Origin of the sequence: Paraburkholderia dilworthii (assembly GCF_000472525.1) — a bacterium.
In the GTDB taxonomy this organism is placed as follows: Bacteria; Pseudomonadota; Gammaproteobacteria; order Burkholderiales; family Burkholderiaceae; genus Paraburkholderia; species Paraburkholderia dilworthii.
In genome coordinates this window covers 11,979-38,663 of record NZ_AWZT01000056.1, presented here as the reverse complement: position 1 = coordinate 38,663, position 26,685 = coordinate 11,979, and the positions used below count along the sequence as shown (strand labels likewise).

Genomic DNA, 26,685 nt, shown 5'->3' with positions numbered 1-26,685 from the left:
AACGCGCTAAAGCGCGAACTCCGACCGACAGCTAAAGCGCTAACTCTGGTCGACAGCTGTGCATGGGACCAGACCAAGTGCTTTGCATGGGGCCGGAGTAACGCGCTGAAGCGCGAACTCCGACCGACAGCTAAAGCGCTAACTCTGCTCGACAGCTGTGCATGGGACCAGACTAAGCGCTAAAGCGCTAACTCTGCTCGACAAAGGAGAAGAACATGAAAGTAGCCATCGTTGGTGCAGGTCTGATCGGTCACACCATCGCCCATATGCTGCGCGAAACCGGCGACTATGACGTGGTCGCGTTCGACCGCGATCAGCACGCGCTCGACAAACTCGCGGCACAGGGCATTTCAACCCGCCGTGTGGATTCCGCCGATGCCGCCACGCTGCGCGCCGCGGTTCATGGCTTCGACGCGCTCGTCAACGCGCTGCCGTATTACCTCGCGGTGAACGTGGCCGCCGCCGCGAAGGGAGCGGGCGTCCATTATTTCGATCTGACCGAGGACGTACGCGCCACTCACGCGATCCGCGCAATCGCCGACGATGCCGATCACGCATTTATGCCGCAGTGCGGCCTCGCCCCTGGTTTTATCGGCATTGCCGCGCACGAACTGGCCAACCGCTTCACGGAAATCCGCGATGTCAAGATGCGCGTCGGCGCGCTGCCCGAGTTCCCGACCAATGCACTCAAGTACAACCTGACGTGGAGCGTGGACGGTCTCATCAACGAATACTGCCAGCCTTGTGAAGCGATCCGCGACAGCCGCACGCAGTGGGTGCAGCCGCTCGAAGGCCTCGAACATTTTTCGCTCGACGGCATCGAGTATGAAGCCTTCAACACGTCGGGCGGTCTAGGCACGCTGTGTGAAACGCTGTCCGGCCGCGTCGAGTCGCTCGATTACAAGTCGGTGCGCTATCCGGGCCACCGCAATCTGATGCAATTCCTGCTCGAAGACCTGCGTCTTTCGAGCGACCGCGATACGCTGAAAACGATCATGCGCCGTTCGGTGCCGTCCACCGCGCAGGACGTGGTGCTCGTATTCATCACCGTAAGCGGCATGCGCGACGGTCAACTCGTGCAGGAAGTGTTCACGCGCAAGATCTTCGCGAAGACGGTTTGCGGTGTGCCGATGAGCGCGATCCAGATCACCACGGCGGGCGCGATGTGCGCGGTGCTGGATCTGTTCCGTGAAAAGAAGCTGCCGCAACGCGGCTTCGTGCGTCAGGAGCAGGTGTCGCTGCACGATTTCCTGAGTAATCGCTTCGGCCGGCTGTACGAAGGGCAGGCGTTGGAGTCGCTGCAAAGCGCGGCGACGGTCTGACAAGCGTTGTCGATAGAAGCAGGAACGCCCCGCATGCGGGGCGTTTTTTTGTTTGTCTGGTTTCGCCTGGTTATCGCTTCGACGCGGCCGCCAAGCAGGCCACTGCGGCATCGTTCCGGACGCGGCTTGCGGTTAACCAAGAACGTGCGCGAGCAACGCGTCATGGTCCGCCGCGCCCGGCGCGGTGTTGTCGAACATCAGCAGATCGTCGCACATGTCGCCGGATGGCACGAAGCGCCGCTGCCGGTACTCGTCCCAATGCGCGAGCTTATACGCGTCGTTCGGATTGGCGCGCGCCACGATCCGTCGATGCGCGGCTTCTTCCGACACATGCACCCACACGACTCGCACGTTGACTTCTTCGCCGATACCGAGCCACGCGCGATCGAAAAGTCGCCGCTCGCGGACTTCGCGTGAGAGCGGCCCGACCACCAGCGCGCTGATGCCGAGTTCGAGATTGTCGCGCGCGGTGTCGACGAGACCGCGATACTCCGGCTCACGCAGATGTTGCAGAAAAAGCGGGCTGTCGCGATCGTTCGGGTCGCCGGTCAGCATGCGCATTGCAGCCGCGCTATAGCCGCCGTAGAGCGTGTCCTTGTCGAGCAGGCAGAACGGCTCGGCCGCTGCTTTCATCAGCGGGCCGATCAGTTTCTTCGCGAGCGTGGTTTTGCCGGTGCCCGCGTGACCGCAAATGAAAACCAGCCGGCTCACGAAGACCTGCCTTCCGTTCGAGTTGCCGCGCGTTGCGGCTCGCGCGCGAACTTGCCGTTCGCTTCTAGGCTCATCGCGTCGACGATGCGAAACCCCAGCGCCGCGCCAATGCCGGGAATCGCGATTAAATGCCACATTGCGGTCTCCTTGCTGTTGCCCCTTGCAGCGATCATGAAGAAGAACGCGGCGGCATGCAAGGTCCGGTGCAAGCGTCGATGCTAGACGTTGGCCGCGTTTAACAATTCGATACATGAGCGCTGCCGACAGCCCTTAACATGGCGGCTATCGCACTCCATTCATGCGGACCGGCTCGGCATACGCACGGCGCTGCCGGCCCGTTCTATTCCGCTTTCAGGGTAATCAACATGCTGATCAATTGCGCCGCCTATCAGGACGGCCGGAAGCTGGCAGACATCGACATCGATAGCATCAGCGACTATGTGGCCCGGCCCGAGTGTTTCGTATGGGTAGCGCTGAAAGACCCGGGGCCGGGCGAGCTCGCCGTGATGAAACACGAGTTCGGTTTGCACGACCTTGCAATCGAAGACGCGCAGAACGGTCATCAGCGTCCGAAGATCGAGGAATACGGCGAGTCGCTGTTCGCGGTGATGCACACGGTCGAGATGGACGAGGATTGCGAACTGCTGATCGGCGAAGTCGATGTATTCGTCGGAGCGAACTATGTGCTGTCGGTGCGGCGCGGCACGCGCGCGGGCTTTCAGAACGTGCGGGCGCGCTGCGAGCGCGAGCCGCAGTTGCTGAAGGCGGGCTCGGCATTCGTGCTGTATGCGCTCGCCGACGACATCGTCGACCGTTATTTCCCGATCATCGAGGCGATGAATACGGAGATCGAAGCAATCGAAGACCGCATTTTCGAGCGCAACGACTCGGCTGCCTCGCGCGCAATCATTCAGGATCTGTATTCGTTGAAACGGCGCCTCGTGATTCTTCAGCATCACATCGCGCCGTTGCAGGAGGCGATCAGCAAACTGACGGGCGGCCGCATTCCGAGCGTGTGCGAAGGCATGCAGGCGTACTTTCGCGATGTCTACGATCACCTCGAACGGATCGTGCGCATCATCGACGGCCGGCGCGAAATGGTCGTGACCGCGGTGCAGGTGAACCTCGGCATGATCTCGCTGGCCGAGAACGAAGTGACCAAAAGGCTCGGTTCGTTCGCCGCGCTGTTCGCGGTGCCGACCATGATCGCCGGGATTTACGGCATGAATTTCCAGAATATTCCCGAGCTGCATTTCCGCTACGGCTATCCGCTGTGCCTTGCCATCATGCTGACCGTCGACATCTTTCTCTATTGGCGCTTTCGCAAGGCCGGCTGGCTCTGATTGCCAGGCCGCATTCAGCGCTGGGTGGCGCTTGCACGCAGCGCAATAAAAGTCCAGCATAGGCGGCCCGCCGGCTGCTGAGATTGCAGCCGACGGCAATACCGTCACGCTGGACCAAGCGAGGACCCTTTGCCAGACCCTCTCAGCCGGGACGCCCGCCGGGCGTTTCGGCATTCAGCCATCGACCTTGGGCGCGAGCCAGCCGGCGCGCCGCAGTTTATGCGCGCCGGTGCACTGCAACACCGCAAATCGTTGACAATCGAGCCGCCGTGCGCTGAGAATGAGTCCCGCAAACGTTTGCGCGTAACTAAAAATACGGCTCGTCGTGAGCCCGACAAACCTAGGAGATATGCATGAGCAATCGCATTCGCCGCCGCATCGTGGCGGCCGCAATCCTCGCCACAGCTACCGCCGCCTTGCCGTTTTCCGCCGCCCACGCCCAGAACGCACCCGCGCATAAGCCGAAGGTCGCGCTGGTGATGAAGTCGCTCGCCAACGAGTTCTTCCTGACGATGGAAACCGGCGCGAAGGACTACCAGAAGCACAACTCATCGCAGTTCGACCTGATCACGAACGGCATCAAGGACGAGACCGATACGGCGAACCAGATTCGCATCGTCGAACAGATGATTGTGTCGAAGGTGGACGCGATCGTGCTGGCTCCGGCCGATTCGAAAGCGCTCGTGCCGGTCGTCAAGAAGGCCGTGGACGCGGGCATCATCGTCGTGAATATCGACAACCGGCTCGACCCGGACGTGCTCAAGTCGAAGGACCTGAACGTGCCGTTCGTCGGACCGGATAACCGCAAGGGCGCACAGAAGGTCGGCGATTACCTCGCGAAAAAGCTGAAGGCGGGCGACGAGGTCGGCATCATCGAGGGCGTGTCGACCACGACCAACGCGCAGCAGCGCACCGCGGGCTTCAAGGACGCGATGCAGGCCGTCGGCGCGAAAGTCGTCTCCGTGCAGTCGGGCGAATGGGAAATCGACAAGGGCAACGCAGTGGCGTCGGCCATGCTCAACGAGTACCCGAACCTGAAGGCGCTGCTCGCGGGCAATGACAACATGGCGATCGGCGCGGTTTCCGCGGTGCGCGCCGCGGGCAAGCAGGGCAAGGTGTACGTGGTCGGGTACGACAACATCAACGCGATCAAGCCGATGTTGAAGGACGGCCGCGTGCTCGCCACGGCCGATCAGTACGCTGCCAAGCAGGCCGTGTTCGGCATCGACACCGCATTGAAAGCCTTGAGCGAGCACAAGAAGCAGTCGCAATTGTCGGGCGTGGTCGAAACGCCATGCGACCTGGTGACGAAGTAAGCGTCGTCGGCAGCTAAACCGACTAGCAGGGCGCGCGGATTTGCGCGGACGGTGGCGGCGCAAACGCGGCTGGAATCTGGCCGTAATGTAGTGCGATTCGTGGCAGTGAAGGTGGCGGGAAGTGTGCAGCAGCTAAGGTTGAGGCTCGGACTAACGCTAGGGCCAATGTCAAAGCCGAGGTCGAAGCGAACGCGGTTGTCGAAGCCAGGCCGAAGCGGAAGCCAAGGCCGAAGCGAAAGCCAAAGCCAAAGCCAAAGCACAAGCCAAAGCACAAGCCAAAGCCAAAGCCAAAGCCAAAGCCAAAGCCAAGCCCCACCACCAAGCCACGAGCGCCGCACAAAAACCTCGACTGCGCGCCTACTATTCAATGAACGCTCAATAGCCGCTCAAGAAACCTGCCGGGCCGCCGTTAATTCCAGAGGTAAGCGTCATGACGGCGGCTGCACGGCGGGAGGCGCGCGGCCCTTAGCGCCTGCGCATTCCGCGCGTTGGGCCGGCATTGACCGCACGGCGCCGGGCGCCGCCTCGTTTGAGCGAGTCGTACGAGGCATGCCTGACGCGGTGAAACAGGATTGCGATGGATTCAATCGACCACGACGCCTTGCCTGCCGTTCTGTCCGTTAGCGGCATCGGCAAGACCTACGCCGAACCGGTGCTCGCCGACGTGTCATTGTCGCTGCACGCCGGTGAGGTATTGGCGCTCACCGGCGAAAACGGCGCCGGCAAGAGCACGCTGTCCAAGATTATCGGCGGCCTCGTCGAGCCGACCGCCGGCAGCATGCGGCTCGCGGGCCAGCCGTACGCGCCGGCGAGCCGTACCGAAGCCGAGGCGCTCGGCGTGCGCATGGTGATGCAGGAGTTGAATTTGCTGCCCACGTTGTCGGTGGCCGAAAATCTGTTTCTGAACCGCTTGCCGCGCGCGGGCGCGTTCAGCTTCGGCTGGATCGACCGCCGCAAGCTGCGCGAGGACGCGCGCCACGCAATGGCGCAAGTCGGTCTCGATGCAATCGATCCCGACACGCTGGTGGGCGAGCTCGGCATCGGCCATCAGCAGATGGTGGAGATCGCGCGCAACCTGATCGACGACTGTCGTGTGCTGATCCTCGACGAGCCGACCGCGATGCTGACTGCGCGCGAAGTCGATCTGCTGTTCGAACAGATCGACCGGCTCAAGGCGCGCGGCGTCGCGCTGGTTTATATCTCGCACCGGCTCGAGGAGTTGGCGAGAGTGGCCGAGCAGATCGCGGTGCTGCGCGATGGGCGCCTTGTGCACGTCGACGCAATGGCCAATCTGACGAGCGACCAGATCGTCACGTGGATGGTCGGCCGTGAACTCGGCGAGCAGATCGACCTCGGTGTGCGCAATATCGGCGCGCCGCTCCTGAAGGTCGAGCGGCTCACGCGCGGCAAGCTTGTGCGCGACGTGTCGTTCGAGGTGCGCGCGGGCGAGATTTTCGGCATCAGCGGCTTGATCGGCGCGGGCCGCACGGAGTTGATGCGGCTCATTTACGGCGCCGACCCGAAAGACGGCGGCACGGTGGCGCTGGCCGCCACGCCGGGCGCGCCGCCTTCGCCCGTACAGATCGATTCGCCTTCGGACGCGGTGCGCGCTGGCGTTGCGCTGATCACCGAGGACCGCAAAGGCGAGGGCCTGCTGCTACCGCAGCCGATCGCGGCCAACGTGTCGCTCGGCAACATCGGCAGCGTGGCGCGGCACGGCATCGTCGATGCAAAGCGCGAAAACGCGCTGGCGAAGAAACAGATCGACGCGATGCGGATTCGCAGTTCGGGGCCCGGCCAGATTGTCGGCGAGCTGTCGGGCGGCAACCAGCAGAAGGTCGTGATCGGCCGCTGGCTTGCGCGCGATTGCCGCGTGCTGTTATTCGACGAACCCACGCGCGGCATCGATGTCGGCGCGAAGTTCGATATTTATGGCTTGATGGGCGCGCTGGCTCGTGAAGGGCGTGCGCTCGTCGTGGTGTCGAGCGACCTGCGTGAGCTGATGCTGATCTGCGACCGGATCGGCGTGATGTCCGCGGGAAGCATGACAGGTGTGTTCGAACGCAATACGTGGTCGCAGGACGCGTTGCTGGCCGCCGCTTTCGCCGGCTACCGCAGCCGCGAAGCGCTGTTGCACACGCTCGACACCAACGAAGCAGGGAGTCTGTGATGACCGATCAATCGTTGCGCGAAACGTCGGGCGCGAAGCCGGGCGGCGCGGCTGCAAACGGCAAGACGGATGCAAATGCAAACGCAAATGCAAGCGCGGCGCCGCCCGCCGATCCGTCTGCGCCGCTCGCGAGCGGCAAACCGGCCGGCACGCGGCTGGGATTTTCGAACTACCTGGGCCTGGCCGGCGCGCTGCTCGGCATGATCGTGCTGTTCTCGCTGCTGAGTTCGCACTTCCTGACGTACGACACGTTCAGCACGATCGCCAATCAGATTCCGGATCTGGTCGTGATGTCGGTCGGCATGACGTTCGTGCTGATCATCGCGGGTATCGATCTGTCGGTCGGGTCGGTGCTCGCGCTCGGCGCGTCGGTGGTCAGCGTGGCGGCGCTCAAGTGGGGCTGGGGCCCGTTGCCCTCGGCGCTGCTCGGCGTCGCGGCGGCGGCGCTGACCGGTACGATTACCGGCGCGGTCACGGTCGGCTGGCGGATTCCGTCATTCATCGTGTCGCTGGGCGTGCTCGAAGCCGCGCGCGGCCTCGCGTATCAGATGACGAACTCGCGCACCGCCTATATCGGCGACGCCTTCGATTTTCTGTCGAACCCGATCGCGGTCGGCATATCGCCCGCTTTCCTGATCGCCGTGGCGGTGATGGTGATCGCACAACTGGTGCTCACGCGCACGGTGTTCGGCCGCTATCTGGTCGGCATCGGCACCAACGAGGAAGCCGTGCGGCTCGCGGGCGTCAATCCGCGGCCGTACAAGGTGATCGTGTTCGCGCTGATGGGCGCGCTCGCGGGCTTGGCGTCGCTGTTCCAGATTTCGCGTCTGGAGGCCGCCGACCCCAACGCGGGCGTCGGCGTCGAGCTGCAGGTGATCGCGGCGGTGGTGATCGGCGGCACGAGTCTGATGGGCGGACGCGGTTCGGTCATCAGTACCTTTTTTGGCGTATTGATCATTTCGGTGCTGGCCGCCGGCCTCGCGCAGATCGGCGCGAATGAGCCGACCAAGCGGATGATTACCGGCGCGGTGATCGTCGTGGCCGTGGTGCTCGACACGTACCGCAGCCGCCGCAAGCGTGCCTGATGGAGAGACCTTAACGCGTGCCGGGCGGTTCAAGGGCGGTTTGCGGTAAAGCGTAAGAATTCATGAATGTGACGTGCCTTCGATGAGGATGTCCCGAGGTCCGCAGACTGCATGACCGGCGGGAAAAACAGGCGGGAGAGCAACAGGTTATGGCGACGATCAAGGATGTAGCAGCCGTGGCGGGCGTGTCCTTCACCACGGTTTCGCACGTGGTGAACAACTCGCGGCCGGTGTCGGCCGACGTGCGCGCGAAGGTCGAGCACGCGATTCGCCAGCTTCACTATGTGCCGTCGGCGGTGGCCCGTTCGCTGAAGGCGCGCGCTACCGCGACCATCGGACTCGTCGTGCCGAACAGCACGAACCCGTATTTTGCGGAGCTCGCGCGGGGCATCGAGGACGGTTGCTCCCGCAACGGCTACTGTGTGTTCTTCTGCAATTCCGACGACGACCCGGCGAAGCAGCGCAACTATCTGCGCGTGCTGCAGGAAAAGCGGATCGACGGATTGATCGTCGCGTCCGCCGGCGACGACGCGGTCCTCGCGCAGACGCTCGCGGACGCGCGCGAGCCGCTCGTGATCGTCGACCGCAATATTGAAGGCGTGAACGCGGACCTCGTGCAGATCGATCACGAGAAGGGCGCATATCTGGCGACGCGTCATCTGCTCGAACTGGGGCATGTGCGGATCGGCTGCATCAGCGGGCCCGTCGCGACGGCAGTCAGTGCGATGCGGGTCCACGGCTTTATCCGCGCGATGACCGAGCGCGGCATCGAGATTCCGCCCAATGCGATCGTCGAAAGCGACTTTTCAGGCACCGGCGGGCATCGCGCTGCCGCGCAACTGTTCGACACGGTCAAGCCGTCGGCGATTTTTGCGTGCAACGACATGATGGGCATCGGCGCGTTGCGCGCCGCGGCGGAGCGCAATATCAGCGTGCCGCGCGACTGCTCGATCATCGGTTTCGACGACATCGAGCTTGGACGCTTCACCTATCCGGCGCTGTCTACGGTCGGCCAATCGGTGCGCGCGCTCGGCGACATGGCTGCGCAGACATTGATCGAACGGATCGCCGGCAAGTCGTCGGCGAGCGCGCGGCCCATCGGGCGCCGGCGTGTCGTGTCGCCGCGGCTGATCGTGCGCGAATCGACGTCGACCTGGGCTGGCGCTGGAAAGCGCAACCTCGCCGCGTGAGCGCGGGTTGCGGGCTTGGAACGCGGTTTGAACTGCAACGCGCATCGGCAGGTTTGAGAAGCTGGACTACGGGAGAAATGAGTGGCAAGTAAAGAAGCGAGCTCGCGCGTGGCGGTGGTGGGCAGTCTGAACATGGACCTGGTGGCGCGCGCGCCGCGTCTGCCGCACCCCGGCGAAACGCTGGCTGGCCGCACGTTCGCGCAGGTCGCGGGCGGCAAGGGCGGCAATCAGGCGGTGGCCGCGGCCCGGCTCGGCGCGCAGGTGTCGATGCTCGGCTGTGTGGGCGCCGATGCGAACGGCGCCCAACTGCGCGCGGGCCTCGAAGCGGAAGGCATCGACTGCGCGGCAGTGGAAACCGGCCGGGAGGCGACGGGCGTCGCGCTGATCGTCGTCGACGATGCGAGCCAGAACGCGATTGTGATCGTGGCAGGCAGCAACGGCGAAGTGACGCCCGAAACCATCGCGCGTCACGAAGCGGTGCTCGCCGCCGCCGACGTCGTGATCTGTCAGCTTGAAACGCCGCTGGACACGGTGCACGCGGCGCTTGCCGCGGCCCGGCGCCTTGGCAAGATGGTGATGCTGAACCCGGCGCCCGCTACCGGCCCGCTGCCCGCCGAGTGGCTGCCGCTCATCGACTATCTGATTCCGAACGAACTCGAAGCCGCGATGTTGACCGGCTTGCCGGTCGGCTCGCCGGAAGAAGCAGCCACGGCCGCCGCCGTGCTGCGCGCAGCCGGCGCGCGCAATGTACTCGTGACGCTCGGGCCGCGCGGTGTGCAGGCGGCGCTCGACGGTGCGGCGCCCGTGTTGTACGACGCGCCGAAGGTCAAAGCCGTCGATACGACTGCGGCCGGCGATACTTTCATAGGCGGTTTCGCCGCGCAGCTCGCGCAGGGCGCGAGCGTCGACGCGGCAATCCGCTTCGCCCAGCGCGCCGCGGCGCTGTCCGTGACACGCGCCGGCGCGCAACCCTCAATTCCCACGCGCGGCGAACTGGAAACCTGAATTGCGCGACGCCGACGGCGTCGGGCGATGCTGTGCGGGTGTTTTCGCTCGTTTGCGCGCATTTCTTTCCCTATCTTCCGCCAACTAGCTTTGTTCATACGATAAGCGCATCAAGTATGCGTTCCGGTTGCCGTAAACGAGGCTAATAGAGCACCGCTCTCATCCGTCAAGCACAGGAACACGCATGTTGAACAAACGGATTTCGATCAAGGCCCGGATCGGCCTCACGATGGCTTTTCTCGCGGCGCTATTGGCAGGCATCGGCGTATTTGGCCTCTTTGGCATGAGCCGTTCGAATGACGCCTACAGGGAGACGTTCACTAATTCGATGCCGGGTGCCGTCAGCATCGGCAATGCCGAATTGTTCGCGGCGCGCGAGCGTCTCGCGCTCGACCGCGCGGCCTTCATGATAGGCACGCCGGAATCGGCGCCGACGCTGGAACGCGCGCGCGGCATGCGCGCCACGTCGGACATATGGTGGAAGAAGTACACGGACCTGGCGCGTGACGACGACGAAGACCGGATCGCACGCGATGTCGCCAGCAAGCGCGACGCGCTGCATCAGCAGGCCGACGCGTTTGCGGCGGTGATCGCGGCGAGCGACCAGAGCAAGCTGATCGACGGCGCCAAGCGCCTTCAGGTCGCCTACAACGAACTCGCGACCGCCGACGACACCCTGCGCAAGCATCAGTTCGATCTGGCCCACCAAGGCTATGACGCGGCGCAATCGAGCTTTCAGGTGTTCCGCATGGTCAGCATGGGCGCGTTGCTCGCCGGCATCCTCGCGGCGCTGCTGTCGTACATGGCGCTGAGCCGGGCAATTGCCCGGCCGCTCGCCGAGGCGCTCGGTCATTTCGACGCGATTGCCGCTGGCGATCTGCGCCGTCAGGTCGTCGTCACGTCGCGCGATGAAATGGGGCAGGTGCTCGAAGGCATCGCGAAGATGCAGCGCAGTCTCACCGAAACGGTGCGCGCGGTGCGTGGCGGCAGTGAGTCGATTGCGACCGCAACGCGCGAAATCGCGGCCGGCAACATCGATTTGTCCTCGCGCACGGAAGAACAGGCGTCGGCGTTGCAGGAAACGGCGTCGAGCATGGAAGAATTGACCGGCACCGTGAAACAGAACGCCGACAACGCCCGTCAGGCAAGCGCGCTTGCGGCCAATGCGTCGGAAATCGCCAACAAGGGCAGCGCGGTGGTCGGCCAGGTGGTTGGCACGATGGGCGAGATCAATCAGAGTTCCGCGAAGATCGCCGACATCATCTCGATCATCGAAGGAATCGCGTTCCAGACCAACATCCTCGCGCTAAACGCGGCCGTCGAAGCGGCGCGTGCCGGCGAAGACGGGCGCGGTTTCGCGGTCGTCGCGGGCGAAGTGCGCAGCCTCGCGCAACGCTCGTCGGCGGCGGCCAAGGAGATCAAGGAGTTGATCGACACGTCGGTGGATCGCGTGCAGTCGGGCTCGGCCCTCGTCGACGAGGCGGGCCGCACGATGGGCGAGATCATCGGCGCAGTGCAGCGGGTAACCGACATCATGGGCGAAATCGCCGCGGCCTCGGAAGAGCAGAGCAGCGGCATCGACCAGGTGGCGCGCGCCGTCACCCAGATGGACGAAGCGACGCAGCAAAACGCCGCGTTGGTCGAGGAAGCGGCGGCGGCTGCGTCTTCGCTCGAAGACCAAGCCGACAAGCTGCGCGGCGCGGTTGCCGTGTTCCAACTCGGAGACGGCGGCTTGAAGACGGCGGGCGGCGCCTTGCCGAGGCCTGTGCCGGCGCCCGCGCGCGTTGCCCCGGCTGCGGCGCGGTCGGCTTCTCGTGTCGGCTCGCGTGCCGCGCCGCGCGCGAGTGGCGCGGGCCCCGCGCAACATGTGGCGGCAGCGTCAACGCGGGCGGCTTCTGCAACGACAGCGTCGAAACCCGGTGCGCCGAAAGCGGTTGCGGCGCCGCGAGCGCCCGCCAAGGCTGCGGCTGTCGCCAGCGCCGGCAGCGATCAGGACTGGGAAACGTTCTGACGAAATCGGCGGCATTCGCCGCATCGCCGCGCGCGGCAGAAGCGCTCGTTGCAACGGCCGTTCCTGGCGCCTCGGCTTCGGAACGAATGCCGGGGCGGCTGAGCCGCTTTACATCCGAAGACCGCGCCTGCGTATGCAGGCGCGGTTTTTTTATGGCATGCGCATTAAGTCGCATTTGCGAAGCGGCCGGCGCCCTGGCGAGCCTCACGATCCGGTACATTGACGGGCGCGGCTGCGGTAATTCGCAACCGGATTGCGCAAAGCGGTTGCGGGCTGTGGCGCTTCGGCTGTCGGCGGGTGTGCCGCTATCGGCCAAGTCGGGCTGCTGCCGCACCGAACTCACCGCTTCACGTCGCGTCGCTCAGCATGCGTCGCCCTTAATCACCGCTAACACCGCTGCCACCGCTAACCACCGCGCTGCAATAGCCGTTCAATGCGCCAGCCACAAAGGACCGACATGACGCCACACGACCTCGCGCACCGCCTCGTCGAAGCACGCCGGCAGCATCGCCCAATCGACGGGCTCCCGCACGAACAGATGCCGCCGGACGCCGCCACCGCGTATGCGATTCAGCAGGCGGTCATCGCGGGCCTCGGTGACTCCACCGGCGCGTGGAAGATCGGCGCCAAGGCGCCCGGCGGACCCGCCTCGGGCGCGCCGATCCCCGATTCGCTCGTGCTGCCTTCGCCGGCGCGCATCACGCATGCGGGCTTCTTTCGCGTGCTGCTGGAACTGGAGATCGCGTTTCGCTTCACGGAGGCAATCGAGCCGCGCGGCCGCGCCTACGCACGCGACGAGGTGCTCGCACTGGTCGGCGCGGTGCTGCCGGCCATTGAGATCGTCGATAGCCGCTTCGCCGAATGGCCCAATGTCGCGCCCCTTGCCCAGCTCGCCGACGCGCAGAACAACGGCGCGCTGATCACCGGTCATCCGGTGGCGTATGCGGGACTCACGCGCGGCTTCGATTTCGTTTCGCCGGAACTGGAACTGAGCTTCGACGGCGATTCGCTTGTGCCCGCCGCCACCGGCAATCCCGCGGGCGATCCGCGCGAACTGCTGGTCTGGTTCGTCAACCATTGCGCCGCCACCGGCATCACGATCCAGCCGGAATGGACACTGACCACGGGTTCTTACGTCGGTGCGCACAATGTGGGCAAACCGGGCGTCGTGCGCGGTCATATCGACGGGCTGGGAGAGGTCGAAATCGAACTGACCTGAATGCGTGACACTGTGTCATGCGACACGCTGTTCGAACTGCGTTCATGCCGTGCTTGTAACGGCGCATTACAAACGCGAAATTTAACGGCTGCCGGCGGGCGGCCGTTTTACATTTGGCGCATCTGCGATCTCGCCTTAGCCGTATACCCTATTGAACCGACTCAGCGCCGCGCCGTTATCCAGTTAAGGGGGGCGAACTGCTAAGTGAAGTGTCGGAAGTGAACTGCGAGAGGCGAAATGCGAGTTGTACGGTAGATGCGTGAGGTATCGGCGGCGCATGTCGCTCAGGCAACCATGCCGTCGACGCGGTTATGCAGAACATGCGAAGCATGTGACGGGTCGGGTCGATAGCAAAGCATGCGCAGCGGCACGACGATCGCTGAGCCGATGTTGAATCGCAATGGAACGAAACGTCGCGTACATGGACGAACTGCATGAAAGTGCGACGGCGAACCATGCGTGCAACTTTGTTAGTCGACATGTAACAGATGCGAGGACATGTAGACCAAACGCATGTCGAAGCGTTAGGAAGGAAAGGCGCGAGAGCAAAAAGAGCGGGGACGTAGCGTGAAATTCGCGCGATGCCGGCGTTAAGGTACGCAGTGTGCGTGTGCAGACAACGCGTCGATGCGAGTGCCCGGATGAAGTAGTGAAGTGAAGTAGTGAAGCGAGGCAGAAGCGATCGGTTTACATCGTTCGACGCGCAAGATTGTAGGTCGTCGAAACGTGCTTTCCAAGTGATGAATGTAGGGAGGCGGACACGGCGCGATTTTCGCAACGTAGTTCGTGAAAAAAAATTTAAAAGGGTTTAGGATGAATTCGAGCGATGTCGTTTCCGAATAGCGCGCCGCGCACGACATCGGTCTAGACTTCGGCGAGGAGGTAGCATGGATATCTACAGCAGTTTCGCGACCCGCTTCGAGAAAACGCGAGAGGATGAACTCTCGCTCGAGGAGTATCTCGCGCTCTGCAAAGACAATCCCGCCGCGTACGCCACGGCTGGCGAACGCATGTTGACGGCAATCGGAGAACCCGAACAGATCGATACTCGCAACGATCCGCGTCTGTCGCGTATCTTCGCGAACAAGGTCATCAAGGTATACCCCGCATTCCGTGAGTTCTACGGAATGGAAGAGGTGATCGAGCAGGTGGTTGCCTACTTCCGGCACTCGGCCCAGGGGCTCGAAGAAAAGAAGCAGATTCTGTATCTGTTGGGCCCGGTCGGCGGCGGTAAATCGTCGATCGCCGAACGTCTGAAGCAGCTCATGGAGCGCGTGCCGTTCTACGCGATCAAGGGCTCGCCCGTGAACGAATCGCCACTCGGTTTGTTCGATTATGACGAGGACGGTCCGATCCTCGAAGAGCAGTACGGCATACCACGCCGCTACCTGAAAAGCATTCTGAGCCCGTGGGCGGTCAAGCGCCTGCACGAGTACAACGGCGACATCCGTAAATTCCGCGTGGTGCGGCGCTATCCGTCCATCTTGCGGCAAATCGGTATCGCCAAGACGGAGCCTGGCGACGAGAACAATCAGGACATCTCCTCGCTTGTCGGTAAGGTCGACATTCGCAAGCTCGAACAATATGCGCAAGACGACGCGGACGCCTACAGCTATTCCGGCGGCCTGTGTCTTGCGAATCAGGGCCTGCTCGAATTCGTCGAAATGTTCAAGGCGCCAATCAAGGTGCTGCATCCGCTGCTGACCGCGACACAGGAAGGCAACTTCAAGGGCACGGAAGGCTTCGGCGCGATTCCTTTTGACGGCGTGATCCTCGCGCACTCGAACGAGTCGGAGTGGAAGGCATTCCGCAACAACCGCAACAACGAAGCATTGCTCGACCGGATCTTCGTCGTGAAAGTGCCGTACTGCCTGCGTTACTCGGAAGAGATCAAGATCTACGAGAAGCTGTTGCGCAATTCGTCGCTCGCCAATGCAGTATGCGCGCCCGGCACGCTGAAAATGATGGCGCAAATGTCGGTGCTCACGCGTTTGCAGGAGCCTGAAAATTCGAGCCTGTTCTCGAAGATGCAGGTCTACGACGGCGAGAATCTGAAGGACACCGATCCGAAGGCGAAGTCGTACCAGGAATACCGCGACTTTGCGGGCGTGGATGAGGGCATGACCGGCGTGTCGACCCGCTTCGCGTTCAAGATCCTGTCGCGCGTGTTCAACTTCGATTCGACTGAAGTCGCGGCCAATCCGGTGCATCTGATGTACGTGCTCGAACAGCAGATCGAGCGCGAGCAGTTTCCACCGGAAACCGAGCAGAAGTATCTGTCGTTCATCAAAGACGTGCTCGCCTCGCGTTACGCGGAATTTATCGGTAAGGAGATTCAGACCGCTTATCTGGAGTCGTACTCTGAATATGGGCAGAACATTTTCGATCGCTATGTGACGTATGCCGACTTCTGGATTCAGGATCAGGAGTTCCGCGATCACGACACCGGCGAGAGCTTCGACCGCGCGGCATTGAACGCCGAGCTGGAGAAGATCGAGAAGCCTGCGGGCATCAGCAATCCGAAGGACTTCCGCAACGAGATCGTGAACTTCGTGTTGCGCGCGCGCGCTGCGAATGCGGGGAAGAATCCTGCATGGATCAGCTACGAAAAGCTGCGCGTCGTGATCGAAAAGAAGATGTTCTCGAACACGGAGGAATTGCTGCCGGTCATTTCGTTCAACGCCAAAGGCTCGGCGGAAGAACAACGCAAGCACGAAGACTTCGTCAACCGGATGGTGGCGAAGGGCTATACGCCGAAGCAGGTGCGCTTGCTGTGTGACTGGTATCTGCGCGTGCGCAAGTCGTCATGATCCGCATTGCGTGCCGCCCGCGCGGCCCAGCCGCGCGGGCGCCTTGTGAGGCGCAAACTGCATGGACATAGCATTGGACCAGGCAGCGTACGTCTCGCGACGAGTCGACAAGGGAGACGAGGCGTGCTTCATCAAATCATCGACCGCAGGTTAGCAGGCAAGAACAAAAGCATTGCAAATCGCGAACGTTTTTTGCGTCGCGTAAAGAACTATATTCGTCGCGCCGTTTCGGAAGCGGTGCGCGACCGCAGCATCAAAGACATTCAGAACACGCAGAGCATCACCATTCCACGTAAGGACATCGCGGAGCCGTCGTTCCGGCACGGCCCGGGCGGCCGGCGTGAAATGGTGCATCCGGGCAACTCCGATTACATCCGCGGCGACAAGATCCAGCGCCCGCAAGGCGGCGGCGGTGGAGGAGGCGGCAGCCAGGCCAGCAACGAAGGCGAGGGGCAGGACGACTTCGTGTTCGAACTGAGCCGCGAAGAATTCATGCAGTATTTCTTCGACGACCTCGAACTGCCGCGACTCGTCAAAACTCACCTGATGGCCGTGCCGACGTGGAAGAGCATCCGCGCCGGCTGGGCAGCCGAAGGCACGCCGAACAATATCGACGTGGTCCGTTCGTTGCGCAGCGCGCTTGGCCGCCGCATTGCACTCGGCGCGCCGCTCGTCAATCAGTTGCACGAGATGGAGCGGCAACTCGAGGTCATGAAAGCCGACCCCGACGACCGTCGCGAAGAGATCAAGCTGCTCGAAGAGGAAATCCACCATTTGCGCGGACGCATTTGGCGCATTCCGTTTATCGATCCGTTCGATCTGCGTTACGTGAACCGCGTGAAGCAGCCCACGCCGTCCAGCCAGGCCGTCATGTTCTGTCTGATGGATGTGTCGGGTTCAATGGACGAGCAGCGCAAGGATCTCGCGAAGCGCTTTTTCATCCTGCTGTATCTGTTCCTGAAGCGCAATTACGAAAAAATCGAGGTGGTGTTCATTCGCCATCACACGCGAGCGGAAGAGGTCGACGAAGATACGTTTTTCCATTCGACCGAAAGCGGCGGCACCGTCGTATCGAGCGCGCTCGAGTTGATGCAGAAGGTCATGGACGAGCGTTATTCACCGACTGAATGGAATATTTACGGCGCCCAGGCGTCCGATGGCGACAACTGGACCGACGACTCGCCGAAGTGCCGCAAGATACTCTCGGATGACATCCTCGATAAGGTGCGCTATTTTGCGTATATTCAGGTGACGCCCGAAGAGCAGAATCTGTGGCTCGAATATGCGCAACTGGCCTTGAGTCAGCCGCACATGGCGATGAAGAAGGTCGAAACCGCGGCTGACATCTATCCGGTGTTTCGCGAGTTGTTTGAAAAGCAGGTGGCGTCGTCATGACGAACAAGCACTTGCACAACGAAGCGCGCGGCTATCAGCCGGAGCGTGGGAAAGGCGTGCCGCAGCGTCAGTCGGGGCATGCCGAGGCAGCGGCAGACGAGGTTCGGCCGGTCGCAGCCGGAGCAGTCGACAACGCTGAAGCACGGGGACACACCGGAACGCCCACTGAGGGGCAAAGGGAAGTCCGTATGAACGTAGCCGATAGACGGCCTCTGCCGTGCCCGTCCGACTGGACCTTCGAGTTGATCGAGGAGTACGACTCGCATATTGCCCGTGTTGCAGAGCAATATGAACTCGACGTGTATCCGATCCAGCTCGAACTCATCAGCGCTGAACAGATGATGGACGCCTATGCGTCCGTTGGCATGCCGGTAAATTATCGGCACTGGTCGTTCGGCAAACACTTTCTCTCTACCGAAAAAAGCTACCGTCGCGGGCAGATGGGGCTCGCGTACGAGATCGTCATCAATTCGAACCCCTGCATCGCGTATCTGATGGAAGAGAACACGATGACGATGCAGGCGCTCGTCATCGCGCATGCGGCGTACGGGCACAACTCGTTCTTCAAGGGCAACTATCTGTTCCGGCTGTGGACGGATGCGCATGCCATCATCGATTACCTCGTCTATGCGAAGAACTACATTGCGGAGTGCGAGGAGCGCTTTGGGTTGGATCGCGTCGAAGAACTGCTCGATTCGTGTCACGCGCTGATGAACTACGGCGTGGACCGCTATAAGCGTCCGCAGAAACTGTCGCTCGAAAAGGAGTTCGCGGCGCGCCGGGAACGTGAGGCGTATCTGCAATCGCAGGTCAACGAATTGTGGCGCACGCTGCCGACACGCCATACCCCGTTGCCCGAGGAAATCGAGGAACGTTATCCGCCCGAGCCGCAGGAAAACCTGCTGTATTTCGCGGAGAAAAACGCGCCTTTGCTGGAGCCGTGGGAGCGCGAGGTGATCCGCATCGTGCGAAAAGTCGGGCAGTACTTTTACCCGCAGCGGCAGACGCAGGTCATGAACGAAGGCTGGGCCACGTTCTGGCATTACACGTTGCTCAATACGATGTACAACCAGGGCAAGCTGGAAGACGGTTTCATGATGGAGTTCCTCCATTCGCACAGCAATGTGGTCTATCAGCCGCCCGTCACGAAGCCGTACTACAGCGGCATCAATCCGTACGCGCTCGGTTTTTCGATGATGAGCGACATTCGCCGCATCTGCGAAAACCCTACCGACGAAGACCGCAAGTGGTTTCCGGAACTGGCCGGCAGTCCGTGGCTTCCCGCAATGCACTACGCGATGCGTAATTTCAAGGACGAGAGTTTCGTCGCGCAGTATCTGTCGCCGCATCTGATCCGCGAAATGCGTCTGTTCTCAGTGCTCGACGATGACATGCGCGATGCACTGGAAGTCTCCGCTATTCACGACGACAGCGGTTATCAGTACGTGCGCCAGGCGTTGTCGCGGCAGTACGACATGCATCACCGGGAGCCGAATATTCAGGTGTGGTCGGTGAATACGCGTGGCGACCGGAGTCTGACGCTGCGGCACTTCATGAGCGACAACCGGCATCTTTCATCGGATAGCGATGAAGTGCTCAAGCACATGGCGCGCTTGTGGCAGTTCGACGTGTATCTGGAAAGCGTCGATGAAAACGGCACAGTGAGGAAGCGTTACGAGTGCCGCTATGTGCCGCCGGCCGTGAGGGCGTGATGGGCACTGTGATGAAGTGGGGCCGACGAAGGGTATGAAACTCTGATGGAGACAAATTACGCGTGGGCCCCTAAATCAGCCATAAAATCTCGGGCGCGTTCGGACAGACCTGGGGTCAGGCTCAGCGCCCGACTAGCCGCTTGGGCAACCCGGGCACGCGCGCTCTTTTCCAGGTCGTTGGCGGCTGTCGTCAACCAGTCTGGAAACTTCTCTGTGAGCGCGTCGATCAACACGGCGGCCTGCCGTCGGTCCTTGTCTGCCTTCAGTGCGCGCGAAGGATCGCGAAGCGTGCTGACAATAAGCTTGTGAAGAGCAAATCTCGCGGGATCGGGCAGCATCACCGGCACCACGTGTTCCTTGCCGAGAATAAAGCCGGGCGCCGGGTTGGATACCAGATACCGGAAATACGGAAGCCCCGTCGCGTGTGCGCGCAACTGGGGCAACGCCTTCGTCTCGTATGCCTCGGTACCCGGCACGAGTAAATCGACCTTGAGCGGTTGTCCGCGAGCCTTGAACGAGGTTGACGGCTTGCGCGAATCCAGTTCCGGCACTTCGAGAAAAGGAATACCGCTGTCACAGAGAATATCCAGAAAGCTGCGCTCTTCCGGGATAGCCACCGAAATACTCCCGGTGCTGCCGATGTCGATATCTTCCGTCCGGTAGTTCGCAGGCAGGCGAACGCCCAGGCTGTTCAGAAGCGCACCAAATGCGTGGGAGCCGACTAGCACGCCACCGTGGCTGAAGATGCCGGCGTTAAAAAGCGTGGCGAGCGTCAGCGCGGAAGAATTGTCGGCAGCCGCAAAACCCGCCTTACGCAGCACCTGGACGTCGGCGCCAAGTGCGCGCATCTCCGCGCTTTCCGATAGCCGCGCTTCGAGCGCAGCCTCTGTGGCGAGCTCTCCCGTCCGGCCCAGTGACATTTCCTTGTGCTTTCCCGAGGCCAGATACACGCGCCAGTAGGTGTACGTTTTGCCGTCAACGGTCTTCTGCGCGGCGGAGCCAGGGGAATGCAGCGCGATGTGGCGTTGTCCGCTGGCGCGCTCGGTGATGGAGGAGTACAGCGTTTGCAGCGCGTCGTTGTGAAAGCTGGTCATAGCAGGTGACTCCTTATACCCTTTGATTTTATATTAAGGTATAAAAACGCGGAGGTCAAACTTATACCTTAACGTCGGTTCGCAAGGGATAATGTGTTCGCGGGCCAAGGCAGCGCCCGCAGCGGCACGACCAGAACGCCAGCGCCGCCTTCGCACCGGTCATCAACAACCGCGCCGACAACCGCGCCAACCCGTTGCCAACAAACCCCCAACTTTCACTTGCGATTCTGTAAAATTCGCGCACGCTAAAAATCGCGTGCTGAAGGCGGCGCCACGACCGCCGCCTCCGTTAAAGAGACAAGGAACACATAACATGACCGACCTCACAGACCAAAGCGTGGCCTCCGCCCACGACACACGGCGCCGCATTTTCGCGATCGTCGGTGCCTCATCCGGCAATCTCGTCGAGTGGTTCGACTTCTATGTCTACTCGTTCTGCGCGCTGTATTTCGCGCCCGCATTCTTTCCGAGCGGCAACACCACCACGCAGTTGCTCAACACAGCCGGCGTATTCGCGGCCGGCTTTCTGATGCGGCCGATCGGCGGCTGGTTCTTCGGCCGTCTTGCCGACAAACACGGCCGTCGCACCGCGATGATGGTGTCGGTGTTCATGATGTGCGGCGGCTCGCTCGTAATCGCCGTGCTGCCCACCTACGCGCAAATCGGCGCGCTCGCGCCGGCGCTGCTGCTGGTCGCGCGCCTTTTCCAGGGCCTGTCGGTCGGCGGCGAATACGGCACCAGCGCGACCTACATGAGTGAAGTCGCGCTCAAGGGGCGGCGCGGCTTCTTCGCGTCGTTTCAGTACGTGACGCTGATCGGCGGCCAGTTGTGTGCGCTGCTCGTGCTGGTGGTGCTGCAACAGACGCTTTCCACCGCCGAACTCAAGGCATGGGGCTGGCGCGTGCCATTCGTGATCGGCGCGATGGCCGCGCTGATCGCGCTCTATCTGCGTAAATCGCTTGATGAAACCACCACCGCCGCGACGCGTCAGCGCAAGGAAGCCGGTACGCTGCGCGGCTTATGGCAGCACCGTGTTGCGTTCATGACGGTGCTCGGCTTCACCGCTGGCGGCTCGCTGATTTTCTACACGTTCACCACGTACATGCAGAAGTACCTGGTGAACACGGCCGGCATGAACACGAAGACCGCGAGCAATGTAATGACCGCGGCGCTCTTCGTTTACATGGTGATTCAACCGGTGTTCGGCGCGTTGTCCGACCGCATCGGCCGCCGTCGTTCGATGCTGTGCTTCGGCCTGTTCGCGACCATCGGCACAGTGCCGCTGCTGCACGCGCTCAAAGACGTCACGAGCCCGTACGCGGCGTTTGGCCTCATCGTGCTGGCGCTTGCGATCGTGAGCTTCTACACGTCGATCAGCGGCCTGATCAAGGCCGAGATGTTCCCGCCCGAAGTGCGCGCGCTGGGCGTCGGCCTTTCGTATGCAGTGGCGAATGCGATTTTCGGCGGCTCTGCCGAATACGTCGCGCTGTGGCTGAAGTCGGTCGGCAGCGAGTCGATGTTCTACTGGTACGTGACCTTGTTGTGCGCGATTGCCGGGCTCGTCGCGCTGCGCATGCGCGATCCGTCGAAAGAAGGTTATTTGCGCCACGAACCCTGAACATCGTGACGCTGCGCGCGCTTTCCCAGCGCGCCGCGCACTTGCTCAGGTCACCACGATCTCGGTACCGATCACGTGCAGCAGATCGCGCAGCGTTTCGGCCTGTGCCATTTTCGCGTCGCTACGCAAATGAATCTGCACGGCTCGCCCAGCGATTCCGTCGACGGGATGCGCGAGCCACAACTCCACCGCAAGCCCCAATCCCTCTGGCCGATTGGCGGCAACCGGCTCGATTACGCGCGGCTTGAAACAGGCACTGTCGGACATGGCGAATCACCTCGAAGCTGATGACGTGTCCGGCTCATCGTAATCAGCGGCGGGCGCGAGTCCAAGCAACAAATACGCGTTTGCTAAGCAGAGGATGCTTAGCAGAAAAAGCGCTGACCGCGTGTGCCGGCGAGGCTTCGAGGATCACCGCGGCTTCGAAGATCAGCGAGGCTCGGCCGTATCAGCGGCCAGTTCCGCGACGAGGTCCTTCGCCATCGCGCCGGCTTCGCCGCTCGACCCCACAGACGCCACAGACGCCCCCGGCGCCGCAGCGGCGGCAATCGCCACGGCCCGCTCGCGCGCGCTCACCGCGGCCCGCGAAAGCATCAGCAGATGGTAGTAAAGCCGCGCGCTCAGCCCATAGTGATACGCAAACAGATGAGCCAGCGCGATCGTGAGACCGAGCCGCGCCTCTCGATTCCTCGCATGCACCGACACGACGATGGGCGCGAGCCGCCGCAGCGCGAGCTTGCGTGAAGCTTCCAGTTGCGGCGGCAGTTTCAGCATCTTGACGAACGCATAGGCGCTGAGCGTCGCCGCCGCCGCCGTGCCGCGCGTGCTATGGGAGACGGAAGTGGCGGTCTTGCGGTACACCGACACATAGTCGTGCAGATAAAACACCTCGCGCGCCGCGAGGCATAGTTCGGCGCCGAATACGAAATCGCAGCACACGCCGCACTGCTCCTTATAGCCGATGCGCTTGACGAGCCGCGCGTCGGCCATCCAGCCGTTGTTCGGGAACATCTGAACGAGGCCCGTTCTGCCGGGCAGCGGCTGCAAGCCTTCGGCGTCCCTGGTGCGCCGGAACGCCGCGTTGAGCCGCGCGCTCGCCTCGACGTCGATGGCGCCGGAATGGTCAGCTTCATACTGGGCGCCGAATGCGGCATCGAGCTGTGGATGCAGCTTCCAGAGCGATGCAAGTTTTTCGACGCCGTCGGTGGTGAGCAGATCGTCGTCGTGAATCAACAGGACCCTGTCGCCGCGCGCCCGCTCGAACAGGCTCGCGACATTGCGCGCCTGGCCAAGCGGCGGCTCGTTCCGCGTATAACGGATGCGCCGCTCGTTCCGGTAACGCGATGCGATGAGTTGCTCGGTGCGCGCGTCGCTCGAATCGTCGCCGATCACGATTTCCACATTGCCGTAGGTCTGCGCAAGACACGAGTCGATGCACTCGACGAGCAGTTCCGGCCGGTTGCACGTCGGCAGGCAAATGGACACTTTGGCCGGCTCGGGGCAGGGCACAGGAATGGACATGGGGCGTCGCCTTTGTTATCTGTTGAAGGGGCGGCAGCCGGTTTGCCTGTTCGCACACATTGCTGCAAGCAGAAAAATAGTCGATCACGCCGAAAAAATATTCGGTAAAAAAACGGAAAAAATGCCTGGGTATGAAAGGCGGTGGAAGGGAAAAATTTATGCGGCTTTGCCGCTCAAATGCAGCAAAGCCGCTTGTAGACTCGCGCTTAATTTCAACCGACTGACGGTTCGCCTTCGCCCGGCTTCTGGCCCGGACGATCGGCCGGCGACTGATCGCGCCCTTCATCGCTGCGCTCCGGCAGCTTGCTTTTCTCGTTGTCGCTGTGTACTGCCGGCTGCGGATGGGCGTCGTCCGGCTTATCGTCGGTCTGCTGTTTGGTGTCGGCCATGACTTTCTCCTGGTTGAACACTGACCTGCAGAGCAAAGCCCGGGCCTGCGCGTTCACTCGGGCTGAGCAGCGCCCGTCAGCGAGACGATGAAATCAAGGAATGCGCGCACCTTGGCAGGTGGATGATGCCGCGACGGATACAGCGCATAGAGCGGATAAAGCTCGTCGCCCCACTCGGGGAACAGCTCGACGAGCCTGCCGCTCATGAGCAGGGACTCCGCGCCGAGCGAGAGAATCTGCGCAACCCCCTGGCCCGCGGTGCAGACGCTATGCAAGGTGCCGACGTCGTTTACCGTCAGTCGGCCTTGTGGTGTGATGACGATCTTTTTGCGGCCGCGATGAAACTCCCAGCTAAACGGATAACCCGTAAGCGGATCGCGAAACTTGATGCACGCATGTTTGCCGCTCTCCAGTTCCGCAGGATTAGCCGGATGGCCATGCTTCTTCAGATACGACGGCGCGGCCACGGTCAGAATGCGCGTGTCGAGCAGCTTGCGCGCGATCAGCGACGACACCGGCGGCTCGCCAAAGCGGATCGCGACGTCGAAACCGTCGCCGACCATATCGCTCAACTGGTCGCGCGTGACCAGTTCGAGTTGCAGATCCGGATGCTTGTCGACGAAACCGCCGAGCCGCGGCCCAAGCACGAGGCGCGAGAAGAACGGGTCCATGTTCACGCGCAGGCGTCCGCGAACGGCCGTCGCGCCTTGTGTGGCCGAGGCGGCCGCTTCTTCGAGCCCGCTTAGCAACGGCACGATCTGTTCGTAAAAGCGCCGGCCTTCGTCGGTGAGCGTGACCGAGCGCGTGGTGCGGTCGAACAGCCGGATGCCCAAACGCGCCTCAAGCCGCGCGACCGAACGGCTCACACCCGATTGCGACATGTCGAGCGCAACGCCTGCGGCCGCAAAACTTCCGCAATCGACGATCGCTGTCAGCACGCCCATGCCGTTCAGCATGCGCTCGTCAAATGGCATGTGATAGTCCTTTGTTATTTATGAACGCCGTCCATGCTAACGCGAAACGCGCTGCCGGAACCCGTGCGGGCACGGAGGGCGTTCCGGTGATGCGTGCTGCATGATTGACCCGACAAGGCGGACACGCAGCGCCGCTCGTTTCAACGTCCGAGTCCCTGGCTGGCCGGCGCGCGCACGCCGGGCGCGGTGTCCAGATGACGAAATACCCATGCCGACATCAGCGTGATCGCGCCCACACACACGAAGCTGAGACGAAAGCCGAGCGCGGCTGAGCCCCACTGCGCGGCAAACAGCTTCACGAGGCCGCCGCCGATGGACACGCCAAGGCCGATCGCCAGCATCTGCACCATCGAGAAAAGGCTGTTGCCGCTGCCGGCGTCTTCATGCGAGAGGCCCTTGAGCGTCACGCTGTTCATGGCCGCGAACTGCATCGAGTTGGCCGCGCCGAACACGGCCAGAATCGCAATCTCCACGATGAGCGGCGTGCCGCGCGAGATCAATGCAAATGCAACGATCGACGAACCGACGATGACCGTATTGACCAGCAGGAACAGGTCATAGCCGTAGCGTCGTACGAGCGGCGCGATCCAGCGTTTGGCGACCGTGCCCGCGAGCGCCGCGGGCAGCATCATCAGGCCCGAGTGCAGCGGCGTGTAACCCAGTTGGAGTTGCAACAGCAGCGGCACGAGAAACGGCACGGCGCTCGAGCCGATACGGCATACCAGGTTGCCGATCAACCCCACGCTGAAGTTCGGCTCGCCAAAGAGCGAGAGTTTGAAGAGCGGATTGCGCCGCCGTTTTGCGTGCGGAATATAGGCGAGCGCGCTGACCACCGCGAGCACGAACAACGCCGCCGACCACGCGCCCTGATGTGTGGGCACGGGCGCGTCGACGGCCACCGAAAACGCGATCATGCACAGCGACAGCAATCCGCAGCCGATGAAATCAAAGGGCGGCGCCTGCTTCTCGCCGTGCGATGGCAGAAAGCGCTGCACCGCGTAGAGGCCCGCGGCACCGATCGGAACGTTGATCAGAAAGATCCAGTGCCACGTGATCGCCTGAACGAACCAGCCGCCGAGCGTCGGCCCGGCAATCGGCCCGAGTTGTCCGGCGACCGAAATGAACGCGAGCGCCGACACGTACTGTTCGCCGGACACGCTGCGCAGCACGGCGAGGCGTCCGATCGGCAACAGCATCGAGCCGCCCACGCCTTGCAGCACGCGTGCGATCACGAGTTGACCGAGCGTATGCGCGCTCGCGCAACAGATCGAGCCGATCACGAAGATCAGGATCGCGGCGAAATAGACGCGCCGCGTGCCGAAGCGGTCGGCGAGCCAGCCGGACGCGGGCGTGAGCATCGCCATCGTCAATGTGTAGGCGACCACGATGGGCTGCATCGCAAGCGGCGCGACGTGCAGGGTGTGCGCGATCGACGGCAGCGCCGTATTGACGATCGTCGTGTCGAGCGACTGCATGAAAAAACCGGCGGCGACGATCCACAGCAGCGCGGTATGCGACGAATCCCTGGTCATGTGATGGCAAATGGTCGGCGCGCGGCGCCTGTGCTTGAAATTTTGTCAGCAAACGCTTCAATGATATGGCCATCACGGCTGGGCGGGAAGTCCGCGGGCTGTTTGAGCCGCACGGTGTGTAAGCCAGAAGTGTCGTGCGGCCGCCACCGGCGCCCATTTTTATTTTTTGACGCGGGTGCGCATCGTTATAATTTTCCATATACGGTGCAACGTTTCATATATGGAACTAACATCGTTCAACCGAAAAGAACGACCAACGGGGAAGAGA

21 protein-coding genes are annotated in these 26,685 nt (G+C 62.3%); 13 read left to right on the top strand and 8 right to left on the bottom strand.

Annotation, left to right across the window (positions count from 1 at the left end):
• Window positions 1-215 precede the first annotated feature (215 nt).
• Window positions 216-1,322 (top strand): saccharopine dehydrogenase family protein, encoded by a 1,107-nt coding sequence (locus F759_RS0131090; RefSeq protein WP_027803284.1) that lies wholly within the window; start codon window positions 216-218, stop codon window positions 1,320-1,322.
• Window positions 1,323-1,454: 132 nt separating this feature from the next.
• On the opposite strand, the gene F759_RS0131085 is transcribed toward F759_RS0131090, so the two are convergent.
• Window positions 1,455-2,033: an AAA family ATPase gene (locus F759_RS0131085; RefSeq protein ID WP_027803283.1), complete on the bottom strand. Its 579-nt coding sequence runs from the start codon at window positions 2,031-2,033 to the stop codon at window positions 1,455-1,457.
• On the bottom strand, window positions 2,030-2,230 hold the full coding sequence (locus F759_RS0131080) for a hypothetical protein (RefSeq protein WP_027803282.1): 201 nt from the start codon (window positions 2,228-2,230) through the stop codon (window positions 2,030-2,032). The genes F759_RS0131085 and F759_RS0131080 overlap by 4 nt, the downstream gene beginning before the upstream one ends.
• Before the next feature lie 168 nt (window positions 2,231-2,398).
• On the opposite strand from F759_RS0131080, the gene corA reads away from it, so the two are divergent.
• From corA to F759_RS0131025, 11 genes are all read left to right on the top strand, one after another.
• Window positions 2,399-3,376, top strand: a complete 978-nt coding sequence (corA, locus tag F759_RS0131075; RefSeq protein ID WP_027803281.1) for a magnesium/cobalt transporter CorA — start codon at window positions 2,399-2,401, stop codon at window positions 3,374-3,376.
• 353 nt (window positions 3,377-3,729) lie between these two features.
• A complete protein-coding gene (locus tag F759_RS0131070; protein WP_027803280.1) occupies window positions 3,730-4,692 on the top strand; it encodes a sugar ABC transporter substrate-binding protein in 963 nt (320 codons plus the stop codon).
• A 577-nt stretch (window positions 4,693-5,269) separates the two neighbouring features.
• The gene (locus F759_RS0131065) at window positions 5,270-6,862 is read left to right on the top strand and encodes a sugar ABC transporter ATP-binding protein (protein ID WP_027803279.1); all 1,593 of its coding nucleotides are present in this window, start codon (window positions 5,270-5,272) and stop codon (window positions 6,860-6,862) included.
• The gene (locus F759_RS0131060) at window positions 6,862-7,947 is read left to right on the top strand and encodes an ABC transporter permease (RefSeq protein ID WP_027803278.1); all 1,086 of its coding nucleotides are present in this window, start codon (window positions 6,862-6,864) and stop codon (window positions 7,945-7,947) included. Before F759_RS0131065 ends, F759_RS0131060 begins: the two co-directional genes overlap by 1 nt.
• 149 nt (window positions 7,948-8,096) lie before the next feature.
• A complete protein-coding gene (locus F759_RS0131055; protein WP_027803277.1) occupies window positions 8,097-9,137 on the top strand; it encodes a LacI family DNA-binding transcriptional regulator in 1,041 nt (346 codons plus the stop codon).
• Window positions 9,138-9,218: 81 nt separating this feature from the next.
• Window positions 9,219-10,142 (top strand): ribokinase, encoded by a 924-nt coding sequence (rbsK, locus tag F759_RS0131050; protein ID WP_027803276.1) that lies wholly within the window; start codon window positions 9,219-9,221, stop codon window positions 10,140-10,142.
• A gap of 184 nt (window positions 10,143-10,326) precedes the next feature.
• On the top strand, window positions 10,327-12,153 hold the full coding sequence (locus F759_RS0131045) for a methyl-accepting chemotaxis protein (RefSeq protein ID WP_027803275.1): 1,827 nt from the start codon (window positions 10,327-10,329) through the stop codon (window positions 12,151-12,153).
• A 457-nt stretch (window positions 12,154-12,610) separates the two neighbouring features.
• On the top strand, window positions 12,611-13,372 hold the full coding sequence (locus F759_RS0131040; protein WP_027803274.1) for a 2-keto-4-pentenoate hydratase: 762 nt from the start codon (window positions 12,611-12,613) through the stop codon (window positions 13,370-13,372).
• 887 nt (window positions 13,373-14,259) lie between these two features.
• Complete coding sequence (locus F759_RS0131035; protein WP_013339422.1) at window positions 14,260-16,182, top strand: PrkA family serine protein kinase; 1,923 nt, start codon at window positions 14,260-14,262, stop codon at window positions 16,180-16,182.
• 123 nt (window positions 16,183-16,305) lie between these two features.
• Window positions 16,306-17,577, top strand: a complete 1,272-nt coding sequence (locus F759_RS0131030) for a YeaH/YhbH family protein (protein WP_027803273.1) — start codon at window positions 16,306-16,308, stop codon at window positions 17,575-17,577.
• Entirely contained in the window at window positions 17,574-19,289 is a 1,716-nt protein-coding gene (locus F759_RS0131025) for a SpoVR family protein (RefSeq protein ID WP_027803272.1), read from the top strand. Before F759_RS0131030 ends, F759_RS0131025 begins: the two co-directional genes overlap by 4 nt.
• A gap of 56 nt (window positions 19,290-19,345) precedes the next feature.
• Here F759_RS0131025 and F759_RS0131020 read toward each other — a convergent pair whose 3' ends face one another.
• On the bottom strand, window positions 19,346-20,383 hold the full coding sequence (locus F759_RS0131020; RefSeq protein ID WP_027803271.1) for a GSU2403 family nucleotidyltransferase fold protein: 1,038 nt from the start codon (window positions 20,381-20,383) through the stop codon (window positions 19,346-19,348).
• 313 nt (window positions 20,384-20,696) lie between these two features.
• Between F759_RS0131020 and F759_RS0131015 the strand changes: the two genes are divergently transcribed.
• Window positions 20,697-22,001 (top strand): MFS family transporter, encoded by a 1,305-nt coding sequence (locus F759_RS0131015; protein WP_027803270.1) that lies wholly within the window; start codon window positions 20,697-20,699, stop codon window positions 21,999-22,001.
• Window positions 22,002-22,046: 45 nt separating this feature from the next.
• Here F759_RS0131015 and F759_RS0131010 read toward each other — a convergent pair whose 3' ends face one another.
• From F759_RS0131010 to F759_RS0130990, 5 genes are all read right to left on the bottom strand, one after another.
• Complete coding sequence (locus tag F759_RS0131010; RefSeq protein WP_027803269.1) at window positions 22,047-22,268, bottom strand: hypothetical protein; 222 nt, start codon at window positions 22,266-22,268, stop codon at window positions 22,047-22,049.
• Window positions 22,269-22,430: 162 nt separating this feature from the next.
• Window positions 22,431-23,522 carry a glycosyltransferase family 2 protein gene (locus F759_RS0131005; RefSeq protein ID WP_027803268.1) on the bottom strand — a complete coding sequence of 364 codons (1,092 nt, stop codon included), beginning with the start codon at window positions 23,520-23,522 and terminating at the stop codon, window positions 22,431-22,433.
• Window positions 23,523-23,734: 212 nt separating this feature from the next.
• Window positions 23,735-23,911, bottom strand: a complete 177-nt coding sequence (locus F759_RS43470; RefSeq protein WP_167334048.1) for a hypothetical protein — start codon at window positions 23,909-23,911, stop codon at window positions 23,735-23,737.
• Window positions 23,912-23,964: 53 nt separating this feature from the next.
• Complete coding sequence (locus F759_RS0130995) at window positions 23,965-24,885, bottom strand: LysR family transcriptional regulator (RefSeq protein WP_027803267.1); 921 nt, start codon at window positions 24,883-24,885, stop codon at window positions 23,965-23,967.
• A 140-nt stretch (window positions 24,886-25,025) separates the two neighbouring features.
• On the bottom strand, window positions 25,026-26,417 hold the full coding sequence (locus F759_RS0130990) for a DHA2 family efflux MFS transporter permease subunit (protein ID WP_027803266.1): 1,392 nt from the start codon (window positions 26,415-26,417) through the stop codon (window positions 25,026-25,028).
• Window positions 26,418-26,685: the final 268 nt, after the last annotated feature.

Excerpts from the sequence above, each read along its gene's own strand:
- F759_RS0131065 (WP_027803279.1), top strand. The coding sequence starts at position 5,270 with ATGGATTCAATCGACCACGACGCCTTGCCTGCCGTTCTGTCCGTTAGC.
- F759_RS43470 (WP_167334048.1), bottom strand. The coding sequence starts at position 23,911 with ATGGCCGACACCAAACAGCAGACCGACGATAAGCCGGACGACGCCCAT.
- F759_RS0131005 (WP_027803268.1), bottom strand. The coding sequence starts at position 23,522 with ATGTCCATTCCTGTGCCCTGCCCCGAGCCGGCCAAAGTGTCCATTTGC.
- F759_RS0131010 (WP_027803269.1), bottom strand. The coding sequence starts at position 22,268 with ATGTCCGACAGTGCCTGTTTCAAGCCGCGCGTAATCGAGCCGGTTGCC.
- F759_RS0131055 (WP_027803277.1), top strand. The coding sequence starts at position 8,097 with ATGGCGACGATCAAGGATGTAGCAGCCGTGGCGGGCGTGTCCTTCACC.
- F759_RS0130990 (WP_027803266.1), bottom strand. The coding sequence starts at position 26,417 with ATGACCAGGGATTCGTCGCATACCGCGCTGCTGTGGATCGTCGCCGCC.
- F759_RS0131025 (WP_027803272.1), top strand. The coding sequence starts at position 17,574 with ATGACGAACAAGCACTTGCACAACGAAGCGCGCGGCTATCAGCCGGAG.
- F759_RS0131045 (WP_027803275.1), top strand. The coding sequence starts at position 10,327 with ATGTTGAACAAACGGATTTCGATCAAGGCCCGGATCGGCCTCACGATG.
- F759_RS0131020 (WP_027803271.1), bottom strand. The coding sequence starts at position 20,383 with ATGACCAGCTTTCACAACGACGCGCTGCAAACGCTGTACTCCTCCATC.
- F759_RS0130995 (WP_027803267.1), bottom strand. The coding sequence starts at position 24,885 with ATGCCATTTGACGAGCGCATGCTGAACGGCATGGGCGTGCTGACAGCG.
- F759_RS0131035 (WP_013339422.1), top strand. The coding sequence starts at position 14,260 with ATGGATATCTACAGCAGTTTCGCGACCCGCTTCGAGAAAACGCGAGAG.
- F759_RS0131040 (WP_027803274.1), top strand. The coding sequence starts at position 12,611 with ATGACGCCACACGACCTCGCGCACCGCCTCGTCGAAGCACGCCGGCAG.
- F759_RS0131070 (WP_027803280.1), top strand. The coding sequence starts at position 3,730 with ATGAGCAATCGCATTCGCCGCCGCATCGTGGCGGCCGCAATCCTCGCC.
- corA (WP_027803281.1), top strand. The coding sequence starts at position 2,399 with ATGCTGATCAATTGCGCCGCCTATCAGGACGGCCGGAAGCTGGCAGAC.
- F759_RS0131090 (WP_027803284.1), top strand. The coding sequence starts at position 216 with ATGAAAGTAGCCATCGTTGGTGCAGGTCTGATCGGTCACACCATCGCC.
- F759_RS0131060 (WP_027803278.1), top strand. The coding sequence starts at position 6,862 with ATGACCGATCAATCGTTGCGCGAAACGTCGGGCGCGAAGCCGGGCGGC.
- F759_RS0131015 (WP_027803270.1), top strand. The coding sequence starts at position 20,697 with ATGACCGACCTCACAGACCAAAGCGTGGCCTCCGCCCACGACACACGG.